The organism is Paenarthrobacter aromaticivorans, from assembly GCF_019038615.1.
Taxonomy (GTDB): Bacteria; Actinomycetota; Actinomycetes; order Actinomycetales; family Micrococcaceae; genus Arthrobacter; species Arthrobacter aromaticivorans.
The window spans coordinates 1-21,770 of record NZ_JAHOPC010000026.1 but is presented as its reverse complement, the minus strand read 5'-3'; the positions used below and the strand labels follow the sequence as shown (position 1 = coordinate 21,770).

The window sequence follows — 21,770 nt, the reverse complement described above, 5'->3', positions numbered from 1 at the left end:
CCTGCTACGCCCGCAACCCTCACAGATACCGCCGCAGACCCACCGCGCCAGGAATACCACCCACCGCAGGAATCAACCACAAACAACCCACCCAGCTGCCACAAACAGCTTGATATATACCGACATTGCGGCGAGCTCACACCGTTCCAGCGAACTCGGGGCGGACGGGGACTACACGCGCCCCAGCACATCGATGTCTTCGAGGAACTCTTGGTACACCTCGTCGCTCACAGTTGTGCGGGTATCGGCGATGGCGTCGAGGTAGTCCTGTGTGATCGGCCCCTTCCGTCCGTTCGACGAGACTGTGGACGCCGCGCCCGAAGTAGCGGCGTCGTCGTACACGGCCTTTTCCAAGGCACGCTGGGAGGCGCTGCGTGCTGCGAACTCGATGTCCGCCGGCGAGAAGCCTTGGGTGCGTTCCACCAACTGGGCAATGTCGACGTCGTCCACCACGGTGGCGGGGATGAACCGCTGCCACATTGCCTCGCGGGCGTGGACGTCCGGCAGGCCAATGGGTATGACGTAATCGAACCGGCCGTGGCGCAGGAACGCGGTGTCCAGGGCGCGGATGAAGTTGGTGGCGCAGACCAGGAGTCGGCCGGGCTGTTCCCGGAATGCAGGGATGATCTTGAGGAGCTCGTTGGTGACGCCCTGCAGCGGCGACGGCGGATCGCCCGCCCGCTGCGAGGCGATCTCTTCCACTTCGTCGATGAACACTACGGCGTGTTCCAGCTCGGCGATTTCAAGGAACGTTTCCCGCAGCGCCCCGGCCAGGCCCTTGGGGTCAGACGCAAGGCGGGACGGGAACACCTCCACGAACGGCCACTCGAGCCGGGACGCGATGGCCTTGGCGAACGTGGTCTTGCCGGTACCTGGGGGACCAAAAAGCACGACGGCGCGCGGCGGCACTACACCGTACTCGTCGGCGAGGTCGGCCTCAGCCAGCGGGAGAACCAGACGGCGTTCCAACAGTTCCTTCTCGCGCTTCATGCCCGCCACGTTTTCCCACAGGTCACGGGCCAGGATCCGGCCACCCAACAGACTTAGAGGTTCCAGCTCTTGGCGTTGCACAGGGATGGTCCGTTCGAAGTACCGCAGGTTCTTCTTCACCACGAAGCCGCGGCCCAGGAACGCTTCCACCCGGGTCTCGGTTTCCGGCATGAGCGCGGACAGCTTGTTGAGGCCGTGCGGAGCCATGCGGTTCTCGACGGCGGACAGCAGCGAAGTGCCGATGCCCTTGCCACGGAACTCCGTTAGCGTGGCGAGGAAAACGACCCAGCCTTGGTCATGCGCTGCCCGTCCGACCGCGGCGCCAACCACCTGATCGCCCTGGACCGCCACCACTGCATGATCCTTTTCGCACGAGGCAAGGACCTCAGAGAGTGCGTACACGGGCTCTACACCATCAGCCTTGAGTGACTCCCAGAGGTGCAGGATCCCATCAAGATCGGACGAGTGGAAGTCCCTGATACGCCAGTTGGTCATGGGGTTTCTCCTGGGTGTGCTTGGTGGATCGCCGTTGATTCCTTGGAGTTGAGCATAGGGGAAGCATCCGCACTGGGACGTTGCAGGTCCGTTGCGTTACGGAGGAAACCCACGACGGCGGCCTGTCGGCACCGGGTTTCGTCCCGGCGTCGTTTCCCGCACCTAAGATAAGCGCAACACCTAGCTGGACCACGCCGGAAGAGGGGGATCCGTGGGTTTGTTTTCCAGGACGGCGATGGCCGGTGGCAGCATGGCGGGGCTGCTGTGTGCGCTGCTGATTGGTGGGGGACTGGCACCCGCCGCAGAGGCGGTGGACGCGGACGAGCTCGTCATCAACGGCCCCAGCATTGTTGGTGGCGTGCTGTACGTCTCAGGCGATTACGACTACTTCATCGCATGCGACCCGAATCTGCGGGTGGACTACTCGATCCAGTGGCTGCGGAACGGCGAACCCGTGGAATCGTCGCCCGGGTATTCCCCACAGCTCCATGCCCTGACAGCTGATGATCTGGGAAGCAAGTTCTCCGCGGTGCTCACCGGCGTCCCGGAATGTCCACCTGTTCGAGTCGACGATCCGCGGGTAATACGCAAGGAGCCAGCACGGGCAGAAGGATTTACCGGCCGTAAGGTCTTTGAATTGGACGCCCGTCGGTCTGACGGCGTCATGCTTTCCTACCAGGGACAAGACGCGAATCAAGGCTGGAAACAGGTTCAGCGCGTAGGGTCGGGCTGGGGATCGTTTACCAGAATCATCACTCCTGGCGATTTCACTGTTGATGGCCGGAACGACATCCTGGCGACTGACTCCTGGGGAGCGCTTCTTCTTTACGAGGGATACAGTGATGGCGCATTCACCACCCAGTACCGCAGTCAGATTGGCTCGGGGTGGAACACCATGGACAAAGTCATCGGGCCGGGGGATTTTGACGGCAACGGATTGAACGACCTTTTGGCCACTCAACCCAACGGCGATCTTTACCTTTACCCGAGAGTTGGACGAGGCTCATGGAGTCCCAAGGTAAAAGTCGGCCAAGGGTGGGCTGGCATGGACACTCTTTTCGCGCCGGGTGATTTCGACGGTGATGGCAACGTCGATGTCATGGCCAAGGACAAAGAAGGCCGGCTGTTCCTGTATGGCGGCAATGGTCTTGGCGGATGGGCCAGCGCCCGACAGATCGGCCAAGACTGGAACGCCCTGACCAAGATCGGGAGCGTTGGTGACTTCAACCGCGACGGGTTCAACGACGTCCATGGCGTCAACGCAGCGGGGGACCTGGTGATGTACTACGGTGACGGCCGCGGTGGCTGGAAAGGCGTCGAGACAGTGGGTTGGGGATGGAGTGGTTTCAATGGGCTTTACTAGAGGGCTGCGCCGGACCCACGCTGCTGGGCTGTTGACGTTGTTGATGTCGGTGCCGGCGTTGGTCCCGGCTGCCGGGGCAATCGATGCGGACGATGTTCGGATCACTGGCCAAACCATCGTTGGCGCCACTCTGTCCCTGGAGGCAGCTCATTTCTTTTTTGAAGGCTGCAGCGGCAGTTGGAAACCGAACCACACCGTCCAATGGCTCAGGGATGGTGTGCCTGTTTCCATAGGTCCGCCGTACAACGAATACCTCTATGAGGTGAAGACTGTTGATCTCGGTCACCGCATTTCCGCCATAGCTACGGCATCCCCCGTAAATTGTGCCGGCCGAACGCTCACCACGCCAGAAACCGACGTCATTCGGAAGGAGCCCCCTCGGGCAGAGGGTTTCACGGGCCGGGGCGCCTTCGAACTCATGGCCCGCAGGCATGATGGAACGCTGATGTTGTATCTCGGCCAGGACAACTCGAAAGGCTGGAAGGAAGTGCGGCAGGTGGGTCCGGGGTGGGCCGGGTTCACGAAAATCATCGCGGCCGGCGACTTCGGGAGCGACGGCATCAACGACCTCCTGACATCCAACAGTGACGGCTGGATGTTCCAGTTCAATGGAACCGGTGACGGCGGCCTCCAAACGTACGAGGATCCCGGGATCGACTTTGGTTTTGGGCCTGGATGGACTGCCTTCGACAAAGCGATCGGGCCGGGCGACTTCGATGGGGACGGACTGAATGACCTGCTCGTCAGTGAACCCAACGGCGAGCTTTACCTTTATGCTTCAGGGTTCGAGCGTGAAATCAAGCCCGGAGTCCAGATCGGCCGCGGTTGGGATGTGATGGATTTGCTTATTGGTCCAGGTGACTGGGACGGCGACGGGAACGTGGATGTCCTGGCCAAGGATAAGTTGGGCCGGCTCTACCTGTATGGCGGGAATGGCCACGGCGGGTGGACCACCGCGCGCCAGATCGGCCAGGGGTGGAACGCCTTGAGCATGGTTGGCAGTGCCGGTGATTTCAATCGTGACGGCTTCAACGATGTCCACGGCGTGAACGCTGCCGGTGATTTGTTGATGTACTACGGCGACGGGCGTGGCGGCTGGAAAGGTGTCGAGACCGTGGGTTGGGGCTGGAACATTTTCAACGGGCTCTACTGAGGGGGAGGGCGGCCATGTCACCAAAGAACTCGATCATCAAAAGCATTGTGGCGTTGTTGTTCGGTCCTGCGCTCGCTATTTCGGGGTTCGTGCCGGCCGCCCACGCTGCTGACGCGTCTGGCGTGAAGATCTCCGGTGCACCTATTGTCGGCTCGGGGCTGTTCGTTCAGGGTGCCCAGGACTACTTTTCGGGCTGCGGAGGGAACGGGGATCCTGGTTACTCCGTCCAATGGCTCCGCGACGGAAGGCCCGTAGACGGGAACCCACTCTATGACCCGAAACTCTACGTCCTGGAGAAAGACGACATCGGCGGGCGGATCTCGGCGATAGTCAAGGCTTCGCCCGGCAAGTGCCCCGGCCAGGAACTGGTCACGGAAGCAACACCGGCCGTAGCGCAGGGACCGGTGCGTGCGGCTGGCTTCACCGGCCGTGGGGTCTTTGAACTGATCGGCCGCAACAACGACGGCGCACTCATTTTGTACCTCGGGAAGGACAACGTCAAAGGGTGGAAGGAATCCCGCTATGTAGGTCCGGGGTGGGGCTTCTTCACCACGATCATCGCCCCGGGCGACGTCACCCACGACGGCATCGCCGACCTCATGGCGGAGAAGAGTTCTACGATGCTCTACCGCTACCCGGGAACGGGCGACGGAGGGTTCCATACGCTGTACCCGCAAGCCACCTGGGAGTGGCAGCCGACCGTTCTTGCGATTGGACCAGGGGACTTCGACGGGGACGGAATGAACGATCTCCTCAGCGCAGAGACGAACGGCGACCTTTACATCTACCCGTCCAAGCCCTTCGGCAGCTGGAATCCACGCGTGAAAGTCGGCCAAGGCTGGGACGTCATGGACCTGCTCATCGGGCCTGGTGACTGGGACGGCGACGGGAACGTGGACGTCCTGGCGAAAGACAAAGCCGGACGCCTGTATTCATATGGCGGCGACGGCCACGGTGGCTGGACCACGGTGCGTCAGATCGGCCAGGGGTGGAACGCCTTGAGCATGGTTGGCAGTGCGGGTGATTTCAATCGTGATGGCTTCAACGATGTCCATGGCGTCAACTCTGCCGGTGATCTGCTGATGTACTACGGCGACGGCCACGGTGGGTGGAAGGGCGTCGAGACCGTGGGTTGGGGCTGGAATATCTTCAACGGGCTCTACTGAAACGCCCAACCAAACCAGCCCCAACCAAAGCGGCCATTACTAAAGCACCCCCTACTGAACCGGCCTTAGCCGCAGACCCTGCATGCCGCCGTCGACGGCCAGGGAGGTTCCCGACGTCGAGCCGGACAGCGGGCTCGCCAGGTAGGCGACGGCGCCTGCAACCTCGGCCGGGTCCACCATCCTGCCATGCGGCTGACGAGCGTTAAGCGCTGCCCGTTCGGCAGAAGGATCAGCGGCGGAATCCAGGAGGCGCCCCACCCAGGGTGTGTCCACAGTGCCTGGGTTCACGCAGTTCACGCGGATGCCCTCGCGAATGTGGTCGGCAGCCATGGCCAGCGTCAAGGAGAGCACGGCGCCCTTGGACGCCGAGTACAGCGCCCGCTGGGGAAGCCCGGCGGTCGCGGCAATCGAGCACGTGTTCACGATGGCCGCAGACGGCGATTCGCGCAGGTACGGCAAGGCCGCACGGCTGACGCGCGCGATTCCTACGACGTTGATGTTCAGGACCCGGAGCCACTCGTCGTCGTCGTTTGCGGCGATGTCACCTTGGGCGCCTATGCCGGCGTTGTTGACCACGATGTCCAGGCGGCCAAACTGCTTGGCAACGGTCTCGACGGCGGTTCGCACCGAGGCGTCATCGGCCACGTTACATTCCACGCCGAAGTGCGGGCTCGCTTCCGGTGCCAGGTCCAGGACGGCAACCCGTGCGCCACCGGCGGCGAGCCGCTCTGCGATGGCTGCTCCAATGCCGGAGGCTCCGCCGGTTACGAGTGCTGCCAGGCCTTCGAATTCCTGGCCAATAGGGGTTGCCATCAGGCGCTGACGTGGGCAGGGATGGCGGAAACGGTGCCGGCCTGCGCGCGGTAGTATTCCTGGCGTTGCCGGCCCAAGCCGTCGATCTCCAGTTCCACAACGTCGCCGGGCTGGATGTACGGGAATCGACCGGAGAGGGCCACGCCTTCGGGCGTGCCGGTGATGATGACATCGCCCGGCTCCAGAACCATGTACTGGCTGAGGTGGTGGACGATCGTGGCAGGATCGAAAATCATGTCCGAGGTGTTCGAGTCCTGGCGGGCTTCGCCGTTGACCAGGGTCCTCAGCCGGAGGTTGTTGGCATCCACGTCAGCTGCGGGAACCAGCCACGGGCCCAGGGGAGTGGAGGCGGGGAGCGACTTGCCCTTGGTCCACTGTCCGGCGGCTCCGGGGATCTGGTAGTCGCGCTCGGACAGGTCATTGGCCACTGCGTAGCCCGCGATGCACGCTTTGGCGTCGTCCAGAGAGGAAAGGTAGGACGCTTCCTTGCCGATCACGATTGCCAGTTCCACTTCCCAGTCGTACTTTTCCGACGACGGCGGGATGGGCGCGGCGTCGAAAGGTCCACTGATGGTGTTGGACGGTTTCAGGAAAACCACTGGGACCTCGGGCGGTGTGGCCCCGGATTCGGCGGCGTGCGCGGTGTAGTTGAGGCCAATTGCCACCACGGATCCTGGGCGCGCAACGGGAGCACCCACGCGCAAGCCCTCCGCGGAAATCTCAGGTAGTTCCCCGGATTGGAGGGCTGCGCGGGTCCGGGTGAAACCGTCTGAGGCGAGGAAAACGCCGTCGATGTCTTTGGTCAGCGGCGAGAGATCGAAGTACTTCTCAGTGCCGTCGGCGTCCTGGGCGATGACGGCCGGTTGTTCGTTTCCGGCCGTACCCAGCCTGGCGAATTTCAAGGTCATGGCTTCCTCCGTGCGTTTGGGACTAACATCCGAGCTCTAGTGTGCTGTTTCACTACATAATACGGAAATGTGACCCATTGACAAGGTAGACATCCGATGTTTAGCTCTACCTAGATCAACCGCCAGCTGCCAAGCAAGGAGCGCAATGAGCGTCATCACCGCAGTGGACACTTTCGATATCCGTTTTCCCACCTCCCAGGACCTCGATGGCTCCGATGCCATGAACCCGGACCCCGACTATTCAGCGGCATACCTGATCATTCGCACCGATGCCGGTGACGACCATGAAGGCCACGGCTTCGTGTTTACGATCGGGCGCGGAAACGAGGTTGAGACGGCAGCCCTCGACGCACTCCGGGACCACATTCTGGGCCGCAATGTGGAAGACCTCCTGGGAGACATGGGCGCCACCTGGAAGCTGATGGCCCACGATTCCCAACTCCGCTGGCTTGGCCCGGAGAAGGGCGTCATGCATATGGCCATAGGCGCGGTGGTAAACGCCCTCTGGGATCTGAAGGCCAAGCGGGCCGGCTTGCCGCTCTGGGAACTGCTCGCAGACATGAGTCCCGAGGAACTCGTGGCATTGGTGGACTTCAGATACCTCACCGACGCCCTCACGCCGGATGAAGCGCTGGCGATCCTCCGGGCAGCGGAGCCGGGCAGGGAAGTACGCAAAGTGGCGCTGCGCGCTGAAGGCTACCCCGCTTACACCACGACGCCGGGCTGGCTGGGTTACAGCGACGAGAAACTGACTCGCCTGGCCAAGGAAGCCGTGGCCGATGGGTTTGCGCAGATCAAGCTCAAGGTGGGCGCCTCCTTGGAGGACGATATCCGCCGCGTTGGAATTGCCCGTGCGGCGGTGGGGCCGGACATCAGGATTGCGGTGGACGCCAACCAGCGCTGGGATGTCCAGGAAGCCATCGATTGGATGGCCCATCTGGCTCCCTATGACATCGCCTGGATCGAGGAACCCACCAGCCCCGATGACGTCCTGGGGCACGCGGCCATTGCCCGAGGGGTGGACCCTATCCCTGTGGCTACAGGGGAGCACGTCCAGAACCGGGTGGTGTTCAAGCAAATGCTCCAAGCTGGTTCCCTCCAAGTCCTGCAGATCGATGCAGCGCGGGTTGCAGGCGTCAACGAGAACATCGCCATCCTGCTCTTGGCCGCCAAATTCGGTGTGCCGGTGTGCCCTCATGCCGGTGGCGTGGGCCTGTGCGAGGCTGTCCAGCACCTGTCCATGTTCGACTTCGTTGCCGTTTCAGGGACAAAGGAAGGCAGGACGATCGAGTTCGTGGACCATCTGCACCAGCACTTCACCACACCCGTGGACGTCCGAAGCGGCGCCTACTGGCCGCCGTCGGCTCCTGGTGCGGGCAACGAAATGGTGCGTGAAACACTGGCCGAATACGCCTTCCCCGACGGACCCGTCTGGGCCGGGACGGGCGCGGCAGGAAACGCACCCGATCCGAGCAGGAAGGTATCCCGTTGATCCAGCACGCACCTTGGTTCGAAGAGTCACGCTTTGGCATGTTTGTCCATTGGGGCCTCTACGCCCTACCGGCACGCCATGAGTGGGTGATGAACCGGGAGGAAACCACGGTGGAGGAGTACTCCAAGTACTTCCGGCGCTTTGACCCCGATCTCTACGATCCAAACGAGTGGGCGCGGGCCGCGCGCAGGGCCGGCATGAAGTACGTGGTCCTCACTACCAAGCATCATGACGGCTTCTGCCTGTGGGACTCAGCCCTGACTGACTACAAAGCCACCAACACGCCAGTCGGCCGTGACCTGATCGCACCCTACGTGGACGCGCTTCGGGCTGAAGGGCTCAAAGTCGGTTTCTACCATTCGCTGATCGACTGGCACCACCCCGACTTCACCATCGATGGCGTGCACCCGCAACGCAACGCTACCGACGTCGAAGTCCTCAACGCAGGACGCGATATGGCACGCTACCGCGAGTACCTGCATGGCCAGGTCCGTGAGCTCCTCAGTAACTACGGCACCATCGACTACCTGTTCTTCGATTTCTCCTACGCAGAAACCGGACACGCAGAGTTCTGGGGCGGCAAGGGCGCGAAGGACTGGGACTCCGAAACCCTGCTTGCCCTGGTGCGGGAACTCCAACCGGGCATCGTGGTCAATGATCGCCTCGGTATCCCCGGAGACTTTGTCACTCCCGAGCAATACCAGCCAGCAGGTCCCATGATGGTGGATGGCGCACCGGTCAGTTGGGAGGCCTGCCAGACGTTGAACGGCAGCTGGGGTTACGACCGTGACAACCTCAACTACAAGTCCGTGGACCTGCTCATCCGAATGCTGGTGGATGGCGTCTCCAAGGGCGGAAACCTGCTGCTCAACGTAGGCCCAACAGGCCGCGGCAGCATCGACCCCCGGGCTCTCGCCTCCCTCGAGGGGATCGGCGCATGGATGCAACTGCACTCCCGGTCTATATACGGTGCAGGAACATCACAGTTCACAGCACCTGCGGATACCCGCTACACCCAGCGTGGGGACCGGCTGTACGTGCACCTCTTTGCCTGGCCCTTTGAATACGTCCATCTCCCGGACCTGGCAGGCAAGGTGGAGTATGCCCAACTCCTCAACGACGCTTCCGAGGTCTTCCTCCAAGAGGTGGACCCCGGGCAGCAAGCCATGAACATGACACCCGGGGGCCAGCCGGCGGGCACCCTGACCATCAAGCTCCCGGTCCAGCGGCCCGACGTCGCTGTGCCCGTGCTGGAACTGTTCCTGAAGCCGGAGGATGTCAATGACTGAAAGCATCGCCCTCCACACTCGCCTCAAGCCTGGAACCGAAGAGGCATACGCCCACGCCCACGCGAACATCCCGCCCGAACTCGTTGAAGCCCTCAAAGGAGCCGGCGTACGGAATTGGCGGATCTGGCGCAGCGGGCTGGACCTTTTCCACGTGGTGGACGTCGAAGACTACCAAGCCATGCGCCATGCGCTCGCGGATCATCCGGCGAACATACCCTGGCAGGCCCGGATGGCCGAACTCCTTGAGGTTCAGGACGATTACTCCGGGAACGATTCAGGTATCCAGAAAGTATGGGAACTGCCATGAACTCCGAACCACTCAACCTCGGCAAGCTCGGATTCGGCGGCGCCGGCATCGGGAATCTGTACAAGGCCATCCCTGATGGGGAAGCCTTGGCCACTGTCCTGGCAGCCTGGGATTCAGGGGTTCGCTATTTCGACACCGCACCCCACTACGGCCTGGGCTTGTCTGAGCAGAGACTGGGCGCTATCCTCCGGGACAAACCACGGGAAGAGTTCATCATCTCCACCAAGGTGGGCCGTTTGCTGGAAGCCAACCCGGATGCCGGCTCGGCAGCGGCCGGCTCAGCAAAGGACGACGAGGGCTTCGATGTCCCCGCTACCCGCAGGCGCGTATGGGATTTCACCGAAGCCGGCATCCGACGGAGCATCGAGGACTCCTTGGAACGCCTGGGCCTGGATCATGTGGATATCGCGTACCTCCACGATCCCGATGTCCACGATCTCCAGAAGGGCATCTCTCAAGCCCTCCCGGCGTTAGAGAAACTGCGCCAAGAAGGGGTGGTCAAAGCCATCGGTGTCGGCACCAACTCCGCGGAGGCAGCCTTGGAATGTGTCGAGGCGGCGGACCTGGACCTTGTCATGCTCGCAGGACGCTACACGTTGCTTGAGCAGCCCAGCGTCCCGCTGCTTGACCGGTGCGTGGAGCACCGCACCGGCGTCGTGAATGTTGGCGTCTACAACTCCGGGCTGCTGGCCCGTCCCGAAGTCCCTGACGACGCGCATTACAACTACGACCGCGCCCCGCGTGCAGTGGTTGAGCGTGCTCGGGCACTTGCGGCGGTCTGCCGGGACTTCGGTGTTGAACTTCCGACGGCGGCACTCCAGTTTCCGTTGCGGCATCCGGCTGTGGTGAATGTGACTGTCGGGGCGAGCAGACCTGAGCAAGTCACCTCGAACGCGAACCGCATGCAGGAATCGGTGCCGGAAGAACTGTGGGATGCGTTGGAGGGTCTGGGGCGTGATTGACGCACATCTGCACCTCTGGGATCTGGATGCCTTTGTAAGTGGAGGCGTCCGGCCCTACTCATGGCTGGGGCCGCAGCACGGTGCGCTGTTCCGCAGCTTCGGGGAGGACGAGGCTGGAGAGGTCTTGGGGGAAGCGGGGATCAGGGGAGCGGTGCTGGTCCAGGCCGACGATACGGTTGCCGACACCCAAAGTATGCTCGGCGTGGCCGCCCGCCATCCGTGGGTGCTCGGCGTCGTGGGGTGGGTCCAGCTGGATTCGCCAACACAAGCCGCGGAACACTTGGACGCCTTCACCGCTCATTCTGTTTTCAGGGGAGTCCGGCACCTAGTGCACGATGATCCCCGCGACGACTTCCTTGACCTGCCCCCGGTGCGGGAATCTCTGGCCTTGGTTGCCGCGCGCGGCCTGGCCTTCGACGTCCCCGATGCCTTCCCGCGTCACCTGGGAGCCACTGTCCGGCTTGCCCGGGAACTTCCTGAGCTGACCGTGGTCCTGGATCACCTAGGCAAGCCACCCCTTGCGGACGCGACTGCGATGGAGGCTTGGAGCTCTGATCTTCGGGAACTAGGGCGTCTGCCCAACACGGTGGCCAAATTGTCCGGCCTGCACTTGCCCGACGTGGAGTATTCGGCAGATTCGTTGCGGCCACTGTTCGAGGAAGCGTTGGAAGCCTTCGGGCCCGATCGCTTGATGATCGGCAGCGACTGGCCAGTCAGCACACTGGGTGCGCCTTATGGCAGGACCTTGGATGTGTTGTTGGAACTCGTGTCTTCACTGAGCGTCCCTGAACAGGATGCCGTGCTCGAGGCGACAGCAATCCGCGCCTACGGGCTGCCGGTTACGCCGATTCCACAGGATTAGCGCTTTCCAGGGATTAGCGCTTTCCAAGGATTAGAGCGCCTGCCGCAGCCAGTTCTCCACGCCACTGATGTGGACAGTCACGAGGGCCCGGACCAGTTCGGCATCGCCGCGTTCCAAGGCGTCGGCGATCGCGTGGTGCTCGGCAAGGGTATGTGCCACGGCCTTTTCCTGCGTCAGGCCTCGCCAGATCCGGGCACGAACCGTGCTGCTGGACAGGGCCTCCAACAGGCTGCCGAGGTAATCGTTCCCCGCGGCTTCGGTAATGATGCTGTGGAACTCGAGGTCGTGGGCTACGAGCTCTTCGACGTCGGTGTTTTCATCGATGCCGTCCATGGTGGCCCGGAGTGCCGTGAGTTCATCTGGACTGATCTTGCTCGCAGCGAGGTGGGCGGTGGCAGGTTCCAGGATTCGTCGGACCTCAAAGAGTTCCAGGATGGACCGGTCCTGATGCAGGTCGACCACAAATGCCACGGCTTCGTTGAGCAGCTTGGCATCGAGACTGGTGACATAGGTTCCATCGCCGCGGCGCACGTCGAGCACGCGGATCAGCTCCAGCGCCTTCACCGCCTCGCGCAGTGAACTGCGCGAAAGGCCCAGCCGCTCGCTAAGTTCCTTCTCCGGCGGAAGCCGATCGCCGGCCTTGAGTTCCCCGCGGATCAGCATGTCCTTGATCTTGCCAATCGCCTCATCTGTCACAGCCATGGATCCATAGTAGTGGCGAGTCATCGGATGTTTGGCTTAGGCGCGCTCTCACCCAACTGGGTAGCAGCAGATGCCCTTTTGAGCGCTCAAAACGGCGTCTGCTGCTACTTACTTGGGTTCGTTAACCGACGACGGCGGCACCCAGGTTCCGTTGTTACGGAACCCCGGTGCCGCCGTCGGGCGTTGTTTGGGGCTTGTTAGGAGTCGCCGCCGCGCATGGGGCGGTTGGCAACCACCGGGGCGCTGCCGGTGTAGCCGTCGCGGGTCGCAGCAAGCTCGTGGATCTGCTTGCGGCAGAGGTACCAGCCGACCACCATCAGTGCGCATGCGATCGCCGTGACCAGCATGGTAAGCGGGGAGTCGATGAAGACCATCACCAGCACGCCCACCAGGAACAGCAGTGAGAGGTAACCGGTGTACGGCGCGCCAAACATCCGGAAGGAAGGACGCTTCAGCCAGCCCTTGTCTGCCCAGCGCTTGAGCTGCATCTGGCAGAGGACGATGGTGGCCCAGGTGACGATGATGCCCACGGAGGCAACGTTCAGGACGATTTCGAAGGCCTGCGCCGGGACGAGGTAGTTCAGCGGAACGCCGAGGAGCGAGACGCCTGCCGTGATCGCAATGCCGCCGTAGGGGACACCAGCCTTGTTCATGCGCTGGGCAAACTTCGGGGCGGAACCGGCAACGGACATGGAGCGCAGGATGCGGCCGGTGGAGTACAGGCCCGCGTTCAGCGAGGACAGCGCGGCGGTCAGAACCACGAGGTTCATGATGACGTCCACGCCCTGGATGCCGATGGAACCGAAGAACGTCACGAACGGGCTGACGCCCTTCTCGTATGAGGTGTAGGGGAGCAGCAGTGCCAGCAGGATGACCGAGCCAACGTAGAACACTGCGATACGGAAGACCACGGAGTTGATGGCCTTGGGCATGATCTTCTCGGGGTTGGGAGTCTCGCCCGCGGCGGTGCCCACGAGTTCGATCGAGGCGTATGCGAACAGCACACCCTGCATGAGGATGATCATGGGGAGCAGGCCGTTGGGGAAGATACCGCCGTTGTCCGTGATGAGGCTGAAGCCGACTTCCTGGCCCTCAACCGGAGTGCCGAAGATGACGAAGTATGTACCCACGAGCAGGAATGCCACGAGTGCGGCCACCTTGATGATGGCGAACCAGAACTCAAGCTCGCCGAAGACCTTCACCGATACGAGGTTCAGGCTGAGGACCACGACCAGGGCGATAAGGGCCCAGGCCCACTGTGGAACGGCACCCATCCAAGGGACGTATTTGCCGAAGAAGTTCATGTACAGCGCCGCTGCTGTGATGTCCACGATGGTGGTGGTGGCCCAGTTGATCCAGTAGAACCAGCCGGAAACGAAGGCTGCCTTCTCACCGAAGAACTCACGGGCGTAAGAGACGAAGGATCCCGAGGACGGGCGGTGGAGAACGAGTTCACCGAGCGCGCGGAGGATCAGGAATGCGAAGAAGCCACAAACGGCATACGCGATTACCAGGGAAGGGCCAGCTGCGTTGAGGCGGCCGCCTGCGCCGAGGAACAGGCCGGTGCCGATTGCACCGCCGATCGCGATCATCTGGATCTGGCGGGGTTTGAGATCCTTGTGGTAGCCCTTGTCCTCCGTATGGAGGGCTTTCTCGCTGGCGTGCGCCTGGGGCGGGACCGTGTGGTCCGTGATGGGTGGGTTGGTCATTGGAATCCTTAGGGGTGTCCTGTTGGGGTGTCCTGCACGAGGCCGGTCGGGGGCCGGAGCGCAGGACAGGGCCTCGTGGGGGTGTGCCTCATTGGGCGGAAATGGCTCGCTTGAGCCGCTGGGCTTACTGGCCGGTTTCGGCTTACTTGCTCAGGTTTGCCAGACGTTCCGGGCTGAGCAGTTCCTCAAGCTGGGCGGCGGTCAGCAGACCGTGTTCCAGGACGAGTTCTGCAACACCCTTGCCGGTAACCAACGCTTCTTGGGCGATGGCCGTGGCGGAGGCATAACCGATGTGGGGGTTCAATGCCGTGACGAGACCGATCGACTGCTCCACGGTAAGCCGTAGCCGTTCGGTGTTTGCTGTGATGCCCCGGACGCAGCGTGCCGTAAGGGTGCGGCACGCTGCTTCCAGGTGGGAGATGCTCTTGTGCAGGCTGTGCACAATGATCGGTTCGAAGGCGTTCAGCTGAAGCTGGCCCGCCTCCGCGGCCATGGTGACTGTGACATCGTTACCGATGACTTCGTACGCCACCTGGCTGACCACTTCCGGGATCACCGGATTGATCTTGCCGGGCATGATCGACGAGCCGGACTGTACGGCCGGCAGGTTGATCTCACCCAAACCCGCACGCGGTCCGGAGGACAGCAGGCGGAGGTCGTTACAAATCTTGGAGAGCTTCACTGCCACGCGCTTGAGGACGCCGGACAGGTGCACGAAGGCGCCAACGTCCTGGGTGGCCTCGATGAGGTCGGCTGCAGTGAGGAGCGGAAGGCCCGTGATTTCGGCCAGGTGCCGGCACGCGGCATCGGCGTATCCGGCTGGGGCGTTGAGCCCTGTGCCGATGGCAGTGGCCCCGAGGTTGATCTCGTGGATCAGCATGTGGGACTCGTCCAGTCGCGCCCGGTCTTCGCCGATGGTCACGGCATATCCGCCGAACTCCTGGCCCAGGGTCATGGGCACTGCGTCCTGAAGCTGGGTGCGGCCCATCTTCACAACGGTGCGGAATTCCTTGCCCTTTTCAGCAAATGCCAGCTCCAGCTCTTCCAGTGCGAGGAGGAGTTCCTTCACAGAGAAGATCGTGGCGAGGTTTACCGCGGTGGGGTAGACATCGTTGGTGGACTGACTCAGGTTGACGTGGTCATTCGGGTGCAGCTTTGAGTAGTCGCCCTTGGGGTGGCCGAGGATTTCCAAAGCACGGTTGGCGATGACCTCGTTGGCGTTCATGTTGGAGCTGGTGCCCGCGCCGCCCTGGATCACGTCCACCATGAACTGCTCCTGGAGCATGCCATCCATGACGTCCTGGCAGGCCTGCTCGATGGCTCCGGCGCGCTCTGCGTCCAGAAGGCCGAGCTCGTGGTTGGTCCGGGCTGCAGCCATCTTGACTGCGGCCAAGCCACGTACCAGGTGACGGTTGGTGGAGAGGGGCTGCCCTGTGATGGGGAAGTTCTCGATTGCCCTGAGGGTGTGAACCCCCCAGTAGGCGGTTGCCGGGACATCCCGGTCACCCAGGAGGTCGTGTTCGGAACGGATGGGGATCGCCTGATCGACGGTGGTCATAGCTGTCCTTGGTTTAGTTCTTGCTGAAAAATTGCGCTGCACGGAGCTCGCCGACTGGAAGGCCGCCACCCAGCACCGGTGGGCTTTGAAGCGTGTCCAGGCTGCCGCCGTCGACGCCCAACTGGCGGAGGACCTCAACGGTGACGGGCATGCGTGCGCGGTCACCGCCGTCGGAAATCTTCACGGCGACGCCGCGGCCGTCCGGCAACCCCACCAGCTGGAGGCCTTCAAAACCGTCCTTGGCGAGCAGTCCGGGGACGGCGCGCATCAGCGCAGTGACGTCGCGGCCTTCGCCGGCCACCATCTCGGGGAAGCGGCGCATCGCGTGGGCCACCTTGCCCTCATCGGTGCTTTGGTCGGCGGCGGCCAGACGGCCGTAAGCGCGGGCCATGCCGTGCAGCGAGTGGGCAAAGAGCGGTGTTCCGCAGCCATCGGTGCTTACTGCGGCTGCGTCTTCGCCGGTCAGTTCGGTGATGGTGTCGCGAACCAGGACCTGCAGTGGGTGCTCCGGGTTCAGGTACCCCTCCACGGGCCAGCCGTTGATGACACAGACTGCAGTCATTGAGGCGTGCTTGCCGGAGCAGTTCTGGGCAAGCTGGGTGGGGCCGTTGCCGGCGCGGAGCCACTCTTCGCGCTCAACGACGCCGTACGGCAGGTCCGTGCTGTTGCCCAGAGCCGCTTCGGTCAGGCCGTGAAGCGCCAGGATCTCGGCGGCGCCGTCGCGATGCGCTTTGCTGCCCGAGTGGCTGGCCGCCGTCAGGGCGAGGAGGTTCTGGGGGATGTCCAAGCCTGCGCGGAGGAGGGCTACGGCCTGCAGCGGCTTAAGGGACGAGCGCGGGTACATGGGTGCGTCCGGCTCGCCGGCTTCGATGGCACTGCTGCCATCGGCGTTCAGGGCGATCAGCGATCCATAGTGGATGCTCTCCACCAGGCCGTCGCGCGTCTGTTCGACGAGCGGGACGTGGTTGGGCGTTCTCTGTGCTGTTTGGGCCGCTGCTGCCGCGGTCACTTGGGGCATGGTGTCCTTTGGGTGGTTCATTTGCTGAGGATCGTGTCCAGTGCGACGCTGACGGCCTGAAGGTGATCGGCCATCGCTTTGCTCGCTGCTTCGGCGTCGCCTGCTTCGATTGCATTCAGCACGGCAACGTGTTCCTCGTCCGAGCGGTGTTGCCGGTCGGCGACGAGGTTGAGGGTTTCAGACTGGTGGGCCAAGGCGTCGCGGATATCGGAAACGACGCTGGCGAACACCCGGTTGCCACTGGCCCGGGCGACGGCGGAATGGAAGCTGGCGTCCAGGTTCACCCAGGCTTCGGGATCGTTCTCGTTGAGCATTTCCTGGACGATGTCCTTCAGGTGCTCAAGTTCTTCTTCGGTGCGGCGCAGGGCTGCCAGTCCGGCTGCGGGAATCTCAATGTGCGGACGTGCCTCGTTCAGATCACGCGCACTGTACTGGCCCAAGGTAAGGTCGTTGGCGACCTTGTTGGCCACAATGAACGTGCCCTTGCCGGTCTTGGTCATGGTGAGGCCCAAGGTGTTGCAGGACCGCAGCGCTTCTCTGATGACCGAGCGGCTCACGCCATACTGGGCCGCCAGCGTTGCTTCAGAGCTCAACTTGGTGCCGATATCGAACTGGCCGCCCTCGATAGCCCTTCTGAGTGCCGCGAAGACAGCCTCAGCCGCGGAAATGCGCGAGATCGGCGTATGCCCAGCGGAAGAGCCCTGAGGGGCTGGCTGTCCGGCTGTCCGGCTGTCTGACAGGTTCACGTTATCGAATATGGCACGGGTCACAAGGCCGTGTCAACGCTGAAAGATTCGCTTCACGCTTTGGGTGTTCAGGGTGCTGCGTTGCTCCCGCACAATGGAGCATGCTATTCACCAAAAAGTCGCTCACCGCGGACGGTTTCACGGGCTTCCGGGCCCTGGACGAGCTCGAGGTCATGCGGATCCCCCAGGGGCCGGGAATCTTTGCCCTCCTTTGCCCTGCGGGTTTCGATCCCGTGTTCCTCACCAAGAGCACTGCCGGAACCTTCAAGAAAAAGGACCCGTCGCTCAAATGTGAAGCTTTGGAAGCGGAGTGGGTTCCGGACGTTTCGCTGTTGTACCTGGGCAAGGCCAGCGCCGGAAGCCAGGGAAACCGGGGGCTTCGGAAGCAGATCCAGGAGTTCATGGATTACGGCCGCGGACGGCCCACGGTCGTCTGGGACGCTCGCCTCATCTGGCAGCTCCGGGACGCCTTGGACCTGATCATTGCGTGGAAGGAACTCCCTCCTTCCGAGTTGAACGCAGCCGAGGCCGCCTACCACGCTGATTTCGTTGCCACATATGGCCGCCTGCCGTTCGCGAATCTGGTTCAGGCTCGCACCAAAAAGTAGGGCGTTAAGTACGACGGCGGCACTGGGCTTCTGTTGGGGCCTGCCATGGGAGCCGCGCGCGGCGCATAATGTCATGCATGACGGGCAGTAACCCCGCTGGAGGCAAACCGCATGGATCCCGGATCACCATCGAGGCGCCTGTCCTCCGCATCGGTGCCGGGCAATCCGACTACGAGGGACTAAGCCGTTACGTCGATTTCCTCCGGAAGCCGCGAGGACTCCACATGACATTGCTGCACGTAGGTATCCTCGATGATTTGGTCCAGGATATTGAAGCCTGGACCAAAGGAATGTCCAGGTCAGAGAACGTACTTCCGGAGATTGTGGGTTGGTTGACGGAGTTGCCTGTACTGCAGGGGTTCCTGGGAAAGTCGGACAAGCTAGTCCCTCTGGGCGGTGGCCGCCTTATGGGGTTGGAAGTGGACGTTCCTCAAGAGGTTCACGACTATCAGGCCCTACTGGTTCAGGGGCTTCATGTGCTTTTGGATGACCTGGGCCTGGATAACATCGACGACTTCATCCTGAGCTCACCTGCCCTGGGCTACAGGTCACCCCGTTGGTTGCCTCATATCGCCGTTGGCAAGGCCCGGACGCGCCATGACCCGCCGATGGAGATCGCTCCAGTGCCCGTTGAATTCGGGGACTCACAGATCCGGAACCGGGACTCGCTGCCACTGCCGGGATGAACGTGTTTGTCCTGTCACGGTAAATTGGACGGGACTCCCGTTTCCCAGCCCAAGGACTTTCATGCAGCCCCGCACCCTGTTTCGTACCGTTGCTTTTGCCGAAGCTGTGACGTGGACGCTGTTGCTGATTGGGCTGTTCCTTAAGTACGTCACGCACACCACGGAGATGGGCGTGAGCGTAGCCGGAGGTATCCACGGTTTTGTCTTCCTTTGCTACGCAGCGACAGCCGCCTTCACGTGGATCAACCAAAAATGGACTGCTCGCACGGGACTGCTTGCCATCGTTTCGGCGGTAATTCCCTATGCGACCATCCCGGTGGAGAGGTCGCTTGATCGGCGGGGATTGCTCGACGGCGGGTGGCGGCTGGCCGCTGGCGGCGAGAAGCCCCGCGGCGCCCTGGAAAAGGCGCAGGCATGGGTGCTGGGCAATCCCATTCTGGCGGTTGTTCTGGTTTTGGTGGGCGTCGGCGCAGTATTCAGCTTCCTGCTTTTCATGGGACCGCCGGACACCTGGTTCTCCTGATCACTTTCGCTCTGTGGCTCCGTGACCTTGTTTGGAGCCCAAAGCTGCACTTTTCCGGCGATTTGGGTCTCTTTTTGTCTCAATGAAGGTCAGGAAGCCACGGGCTCAGTCATTTTTCGGCGTTGGGGCAGCCCCAGGATGTGGGGTTTTCCTGGCAGGTGTCGGCGACGAGTGCTTTTTCTGTTTTCCAGACGTGGATGGTTTTGGGTTCTGTGGTGAGGTCGAGGGTTCCGTTGATGGGCAGGGGTGGGCCGTTGTTCACGGAGTAGGTTCCGGTGTAGCTGGTGGTGATGGTGGCGGGGTAGTTCCCTGTTGCTGTGTAGGTGTGGCTGGTGCGGGTTTGGTTGAGGAGCCAGTCGGCTTCGGGGATGGGGTAGCCGGCTGCCGGGGTGGGGCCGAGGCTGGTGCCGTCGCCGAAGGTGTAGGTGAAGCTGGCCGGGGTGGCTGTCAGGTGGACGGTTTGGCCGAGGATGGTGACGTTGAAGGCTTGTTCGGTAGCGGTGGTGTAGAAGTTGGTTGGTCCGCCTTTGAGGGTGTGGGGGAAGGGTTGGGCTTGCAGGGTTCCCGGGTTCACGGGGAGCTGGCGGAAATCGTTCAGGATCCGGGTGGCGATGTTGGCCAGGACGTTTTCGGGTTTGGCGTCGTACAGGCACGTGGGTCCGCTGATGGGGATCCAGTTGGTCCAGCCGGGGTTGGTGATGGACTTGGGTGCTTGTTTCCAGATGACCGGTGTTCCTTCATCGCCGCCCGGTGTTGTGGCAGGGCAGCTTAGGGCAAGGCAGCCGGGGTCGACGGTGTCCGGACCGTCCGCCCGGCAGTGAACATCGGCCATGTACTGGTTGGGGTCGTCAGTGGCGGAGGTGCCGTCCAGCTTCGGGGATGACTTCCCGGCGATGGGATCGAACTGCCATTTGGCTCCGAGGTCGATACTGCCATTGACGTCATTCGAGCTCGTCCACTCATCTTGGCTGTCGGCATTTGCTATCTGAGGTGTAAGAGTCAGCAGTATTGCCGCGAGGACGATGCGCCATGCGAACCTCCGAGTCAGATTAGCGAACGACACCGGTGTCTACAACTTTCCAAGTCGTCTGGAATTGGGCGACAACTACGAATACGTCGTTTGTGGCAATATCCGCCGGACGTCCCTGGCTACCGTCTGAGTTGAAGTAGCTAATCGCGTCTTGTATCACCTGGACCCTCGACAAGTGTGAGGCCTCGTCTGGCTGCCAATCCATTTCGATGGCAGGCACCTGGAATGTGCCGCCGACCATCCACCGGCCAGTCTTGTAACCCTGAATGGATGCCTCCATCATGTGACTGCAGACAATGCACTCCGGGGTGCTCAACGTGGCGAGAGCCGCGACATCGCCCGTCTCATTGGCGTGGCTCTTGAGCTCGTAGTAGTACCGGATAAACGCCTCCAGCCCCGCCTTCGAGTTCTCCTTCGCCAACTCGGGCATCACGGGCACTGGCACATTCTCGGCCTTGCCCTTCGCGTCGGCCGGCTTGTAGACAGCGGCGGGAACGGCACTCCCCGAAGATTCAGTAGCCGAAGGACCTGACGACAAAACCGCCGAGGTGGGTGACGCCGTCGTCGAGCTTGTTTCGGAAGGAGAACCGGGCTGGCCGCCCTGACAGCCAGTGAGAAGCAACGCGGCTGTGAATCCGAAGACCGCTCCTCGAATGCGGGCACGTGAAGAGAAGGTAAAAAGGCGTGACATGACAGGCTCCCCCAGCAACTGTTTGGCGATGTGTCGGCCAGTCTAGGCGGGGTAAAGGGGCGGTTTCACGTCGAAGAGGACTGCTTGTGGATAACTATTGAGGCTGGTCCCTAACCCCGCAATTTCTCCATGTCCCGCCGGTCCTTCTTGGTAGGCCTGCCGGCACCGCGGTCGCGCTGGGGAAGTCCGAGCTTGGGGGCCACGGGCCGTGGGGGAGTGTGGTCGGTGAAACAGTGCGACGCAGCCTCGGCGCCAACGCGTTTCGCGATCAGTCGCCTTACTTCGAGGATCCGTTCCCAGCCGGATTCGCGGACCCTGATGGTGTCGCCGATGATCACGCTCTGCGACGCCTTCGCAGGGTTTCCGTTGATGCGGATGTGGCCAGCGCGGCAGGCAGCAGTGGCCGCGGATCGGGTCTTGTAAGCGCGGATCGCCCACAACCAGGCATCCACCCGGACATTCGCTGGAGATGAAGACGGGATACTCATGATTTGAACGAGTCTAGTCCGGCGTGGACGGGTCAGCCGAGTGATAAGAACGGCGAGAACACCTGAAAGCTGCGAGATCGCCGGAGAACTCCCTGTGTGTCAGGCTGCTGTGTGACAGTTTGTGTGTCGCTCGTGGCCTGACGTGCGGGGCGGGGAAAGGTCCGTTATGGATTTTGTTGTCCCGTTGCGTGCTTCGAAGCGGAGTCACTTC

General features: G+C 62.3%; 22 protein-coding genes. 11 read left to right on the top strand and 11 right to left on the bottom strand.

The genetic code is table 11. From position 1 onward, the window contains the following. Positions 1-171: 171 nt before the first annotated feature. Entirely contained in the window at positions 172-1,485 is a 1,314-nt protein-coding gene (locus tag KSW38_RS22920) for an ATP-binding protein (RefSeq protein WP_216927565.1), read from the bottom strand. 211 nt (positions 1,486-1,696) lie between these two features. On the opposite strand from KSW38_RS22920, the gene KSW38_RS22915 reads away from it, so the two are divergent. Genes KSW38_RS22915 through KSW38_RS22905 form a run of 3 tightly spaced genes read left to right on the top strand, consistent with a single transcriptional unit; the run spans position 1,697 to position 5,167 of the window. Continuing rightward, entirely contained in the window at positions 1,697-2,848 is a 1,152-nt protein-coding gene (locus tag KSW38_RS22915) for an FG-GAP repeat domain-containing protein (RefSeq protein ID WP_308169469.1), read from the top strand. Continuing rightward, complete coding sequence (locus KSW38_RS22910; RefSeq protein WP_254186842.1) at positions 2,835-4,001, top strand: FG-GAP repeat domain-containing protein; 1,167 nt, start codon at positions 2,835-2,837, stop codon at positions 3,999-4,001. Before KSW38_RS22915 ends, KSW38_RS22910 begins: the two co-directional genes overlap by 14 nt. A gap of 14 nt (positions 4,002-4,015) precedes the next feature. Continuing rightward, complete coding sequence (locus KSW38_RS22905; protein WP_254186841.1) at positions 4,016-5,167, top strand: FG-GAP repeat domain-containing protein; 1,152 nt, start codon at positions 4,016-4,018, stop codon at positions 5,165-5,167. Between the two features lie 51 nt (positions 5,168-5,218). Here KSW38_RS22905 and KSW38_RS22900 read toward each other — a convergent pair whose 3' ends face one another. Together KSW38_RS22900 and KSW38_RS22895 are read right to left on the bottom strand one after the other, a co-directional pair. Further along, positions 5,219-5,980, bottom strand: coding sequence for an SDR family NAD(P)-dependent oxidoreductase (locus KSW38_RS22900; protein ID WP_216927564.1), 762 nt, complete (start codon positions 5,978-5,980; stop codon positions 5,219-5,221). Then, a complete protein-coding gene (locus KSW38_RS22895; RefSeq protein WP_216927562.1) occupies positions 5,980-6,888 on the bottom strand; it encodes a fumarylacetoacetate hydrolase family protein in 909 nt (302 codons plus the stop codon). Before KSW38_RS22895 ends, KSW38_RS22900 begins: the two co-directional genes overlap by 1 nt. Positions 6,889-7,033: 145 nt before the next feature. Between KSW38_RS22895 and KSW38_RS22890 the strand changes: the two genes are divergently transcribed. From KSW38_RS22890 to KSW38_RS22870, 5 genes are read left to right on the top strand one after another with little or no spacing between them, the layout of a single operon-like run. Next, entirely contained in the window at positions 7,034-8,380 is a 1,347-nt protein-coding gene (locus tag KSW38_RS22890; RefSeq protein ID WP_216927561.1) for an L-fuconate dehydratase, read from the top strand. Beyond that, a complete protein-coding gene (locus tag KSW38_RS22885; protein ID WP_216927553.1) occupies positions 8,377-9,669 on the top strand; it encodes an alpha-L-fucosidase in 1,293 nt (430 codons plus the stop codon). Before KSW38_RS22890 ends, KSW38_RS22885 begins: the two co-directional genes overlap by 4 nt. Continuing rightward, the gene (locus KSW38_RS22880) at positions 9,662-9,976 is read left to right on the top strand and encodes an L-rhamnose mutarotase (RefSeq protein WP_216927551.1); all 315 of its coding nucleotides are present in this window, start codon (positions 9,662-9,664) and stop codon (positions 9,974-9,976) included. The genes KSW38_RS22885 and KSW38_RS22880 overlap by 8 nt, the downstream gene beginning before the upstream one ends. Continuing rightward, positions 9,973-10,938, top strand: a complete 966-nt coding sequence (locus tag KSW38_RS22875; RefSeq protein WP_216927549.1) for an aldo/keto reductase — start codon at positions 9,973-9,975, stop codon at positions 10,936-10,938. Before KSW38_RS22880 ends, KSW38_RS22875 begins: the two co-directional genes overlap by 4 nt. Further along, positions 10,931-11,800, top strand: a complete 870-nt coding sequence (locus KSW38_RS22870; protein WP_216927547.1) for an amidohydrolase family protein — start codon at positions 10,931-10,933, stop codon at positions 11,798-11,800. Before KSW38_RS22875 ends, KSW38_RS22870 begins: the two co-directional genes overlap by 8 nt. Positions 11,801-11,830: 30 nt before the next feature. Here the strand turns inward: KSW38_RS22870 and KSW38_RS22865 are convergent, their stop codons facing one another. The 5 genes from KSW38_RS22865 to KSW38_RS22845 all read right to left on the bottom strand — a co-directional run bounded on the left by KSW38_RS22865 (position 11,831) and on the right by KSW38_RS22845 (position 17,533). After that, complete coding sequence (locus tag KSW38_RS22865; protein ID WP_216927545.1) at positions 11,831-12,502, bottom strand: FadR/GntR family transcriptional regulator; 672 nt, start codon at positions 12,500-12,502, stop codon at positions 11,831-11,833. A gap of 197 nt (positions 12,503-12,699) precedes the next feature. Then, positions 12,700-14,211 (bottom strand): amino acid permease, encoded by a 1,512-nt coding sequence (locus KSW38_RS22860; protein ID WP_216927544.1) that lies wholly within the window; start codon positions 14,209-14,211, stop codon positions 12,700-12,702. 142 nt (positions 14,212-14,353) lie between these two features. Further along, positions 14,354-15,769: an aspartate ammonia-lyase gene (locus KSW38_RS22855; RefSeq protein ID WP_216927542.1), complete on the bottom strand. Its 1,416-nt coding sequence runs from the start codon at positions 15,767-15,769 to the stop codon at positions 14,354-14,356. 13 nt (positions 15,770-15,782) lie between these two features. Further along, on the bottom strand, positions 15,783-16,808 hold the full coding sequence (locus tag KSW38_RS22850; protein WP_377654675.1) for an asparaginase: 1,026 nt from the start codon (positions 16,806-16,808) through the stop codon (positions 15,783-15,785). Continuing rightward, positions 16,805-17,533, bottom strand: coding sequence for a FadR/GntR family transcriptional regulator (locus KSW38_RS22845; protein ID WP_216927540.1), 729 nt, complete (start codon positions 17,531-17,533; stop codon positions 16,805-16,807). Before KSW38_RS22845 ends, KSW38_RS22850 begins: the two co-directional genes overlap by 4 nt. A gap of 101 nt (positions 17,534-17,634) precedes the next feature. Here KSW38_RS22845 and KSW38_RS22840 point away from each other — a divergent pair, with 101 nt between their 5' ends. From KSW38_RS22840 to KSW38_RS22830, 3 genes are all read left to right on the top strand, one after another. After that, entirely contained in the window at positions 17,635-18,141 is a 507-nt protein-coding gene (locus KSW38_RS22840; RefSeq protein ID WP_216927538.1) for a hypothetical protein, read from the top strand. Positions 18,142-18,218: 77 nt separating this feature from the next. After that, positions 18,219-18,827: a hypothetical protein gene (locus tag KSW38_RS22835; RefSeq protein WP_254186840.1), complete on the top strand. Its 609-nt coding sequence runs from the start codon at positions 18,219-18,221 to the stop codon at positions 18,825-18,827. 61 nt (positions 18,828-18,888) lie between these two features. Next, positions 18,889-19,350 (top strand): DUF3817 domain-containing protein, encoded by a 462-nt coding sequence (locus KSW38_RS22830; RefSeq protein WP_216927533.1) that lies wholly within the window; start codon positions 18,889-18,891, stop codon positions 19,348-19,350. 109 nt (positions 19,351-19,459) lie between these two features. Here the strand turns inward: KSW38_RS22830 and KSW38_RS22825 are convergent, their stop codons facing one another. From KSW38_RS22825 to KSW38_RS22815, 3 genes are all read right to left on the bottom strand, one after another. Beyond that, a complete protein-coding gene (locus KSW38_RS22825) occupies positions 19,460-20,413 on the bottom strand; it encodes a PKD domain-containing protein (protein ID WP_308169468.1) in 954 nt (317 codons plus the stop codon). Further along, entirely contained in the window at positions 20,400-21,071 is a 672-nt protein-coding gene (locus KSW38_RS23580; protein ID WP_254186839.1) for a DUF6318 family protein, read from the bottom strand. The genes KSW38_RS22825 and KSW38_RS23580 overlap by 14 nt, the downstream gene beginning before the upstream one ends. A 110-nt stretch (positions 21,072-21,181) precedes the next feature. Further along, a complete protein-coding gene (locus KSW38_RS22815; protein WP_055975330.1) occupies positions 21,182-21,559 on the bottom strand; it encodes an RNA-binding S4 domain-containing protein in 378 nt (125 codons plus the stop codon). Between the last annotated feature and the right edge of the window lie 211 nt (positions 21,560-21,770).

What these genes read in the sequence shown, in the direction of transcription:
- KSW38_RS22835 (WP_254186840.1), top strand. Translation starts at nt 18,219, where the DNA reads ATGACGGGCAGTAACCCCGCTGGAGGCAAACCGCATGGATCCCGGATC.
- KSW38_RS22895 (WP_216927562.1), bottom strand. Translation starts at nt 6,888, where the DNA reads ATGACCTTGAAATTCGCCAGGCTGGGTACGGCCGGAAACGAACAACCG.
- KSW38_RS22890 (WP_216927561.1), top strand. Translation starts at nt 7,034, where the DNA reads ATGAGCGTCATCACCGCAGTGGACACTTTCGATATCCGTTTTCCCACC.
- KSW38_RS22910 (WP_254186842.1), top strand. Translation starts at nt 2,835, where the DNA reads ATGGGCTTTACTAGAGGGCTGCGCCGGACCCACGCTGCTGGGCTGTTG.
- KSW38_RS22905 (WP_254186841.1), top strand. Translation starts at nt 4,016, where the DNA reads ATGTCACCAAAGAACTCGATCATCAAAAGCATTGTGGCGTTGTTGTTC.
- KSW38_RS22860 (WP_216927544.1), bottom strand. Translation starts at nt 14,211, where the DNA reads ATGACCAACCCACCCATCACGGACCACACGGTCCCGCCCCAGGCGCAC.
- KSW38_RS22865 (WP_216927545.1), bottom strand. Translation starts at nt 12,502, where the DNA reads ATGGCTGTGACAGATGAGGCGATTGGCAAGATCAAGGACATGCTGATC.
- KSW38_RS22900 (WP_216927564.1), bottom strand. Translation starts at nt 5,980, where the DNA reads ATGGCAACCCCTATTGGCCAGGAATTCGAAGGCCTGGCAGCACTCGTA.
- KSW38_RS22830 (WP_216927533.1), top strand. Translation starts at nt 18,889, where the DNA reads ATGCAGCCCCGCACCCTGTTTCGTACCGTTGCTTTTGCCGAAGCTGTG.
- KSW38_RS22880 (WP_216927551.1), top strand. Translation starts at nt 9,662, where the DNA reads ATGACTGAAAGCATCGCCCTCCACACTCGCCTCAAGCCTGGAACCGAA.
- KSW38_RS22850 (WP_377654675.1), bottom strand. Translation starts at nt 16,808, where the DNA reads ATGAACCACCCAAAGGACACCATGCCCCAAGTGACCGCGGCAGCAGCG.
- KSW38_RS22840 (WP_216927538.1), top strand. Translation starts at nt 17,635, where the DNA reads ATGCTATTCACCAAAAAGTCGCTCACCGCGGACGGTTTCACGGGCTTC.
- KSW38_RS22875 (WP_216927549.1), top strand. Translation starts at nt 9,973, where the DNA reads ATGAACTCCGAACCACTCAACCTCGGCAAGCTCGGATTCGGCGGCGCC.
- KSW38_RS22920 (WP_216927565.1), bottom strand. Translation starts at nt 1,485, where the DNA reads ATGACCAACTGGCGTATCAGGGACTTCCACTCGTCCGATCTTGATGGG.
- KSW38_RS22855 (WP_216927542.1), bottom strand. Translation starts at nt 15,769, where the DNA reads ATGACCACCGTCGATCAGGCGATCCCCATCCGTTCCGAACACGACCTC.
- KSW38_RS23580 (WP_254186839.1), bottom strand. Translation starts at nt 21,071, where the DNA reads ATGTCACGCCTTTTTACCTTCTCTTCACGTGCCCGCATTCGAGGAGCG.
- KSW38_RS22815 (WP_055975330.1), bottom strand. Translation starts at nt 21,559, where the DNA reads ATGAGTATCCCGTCTTCATCTCCAGCGAATGTCCGGGTGGATGCCTGG.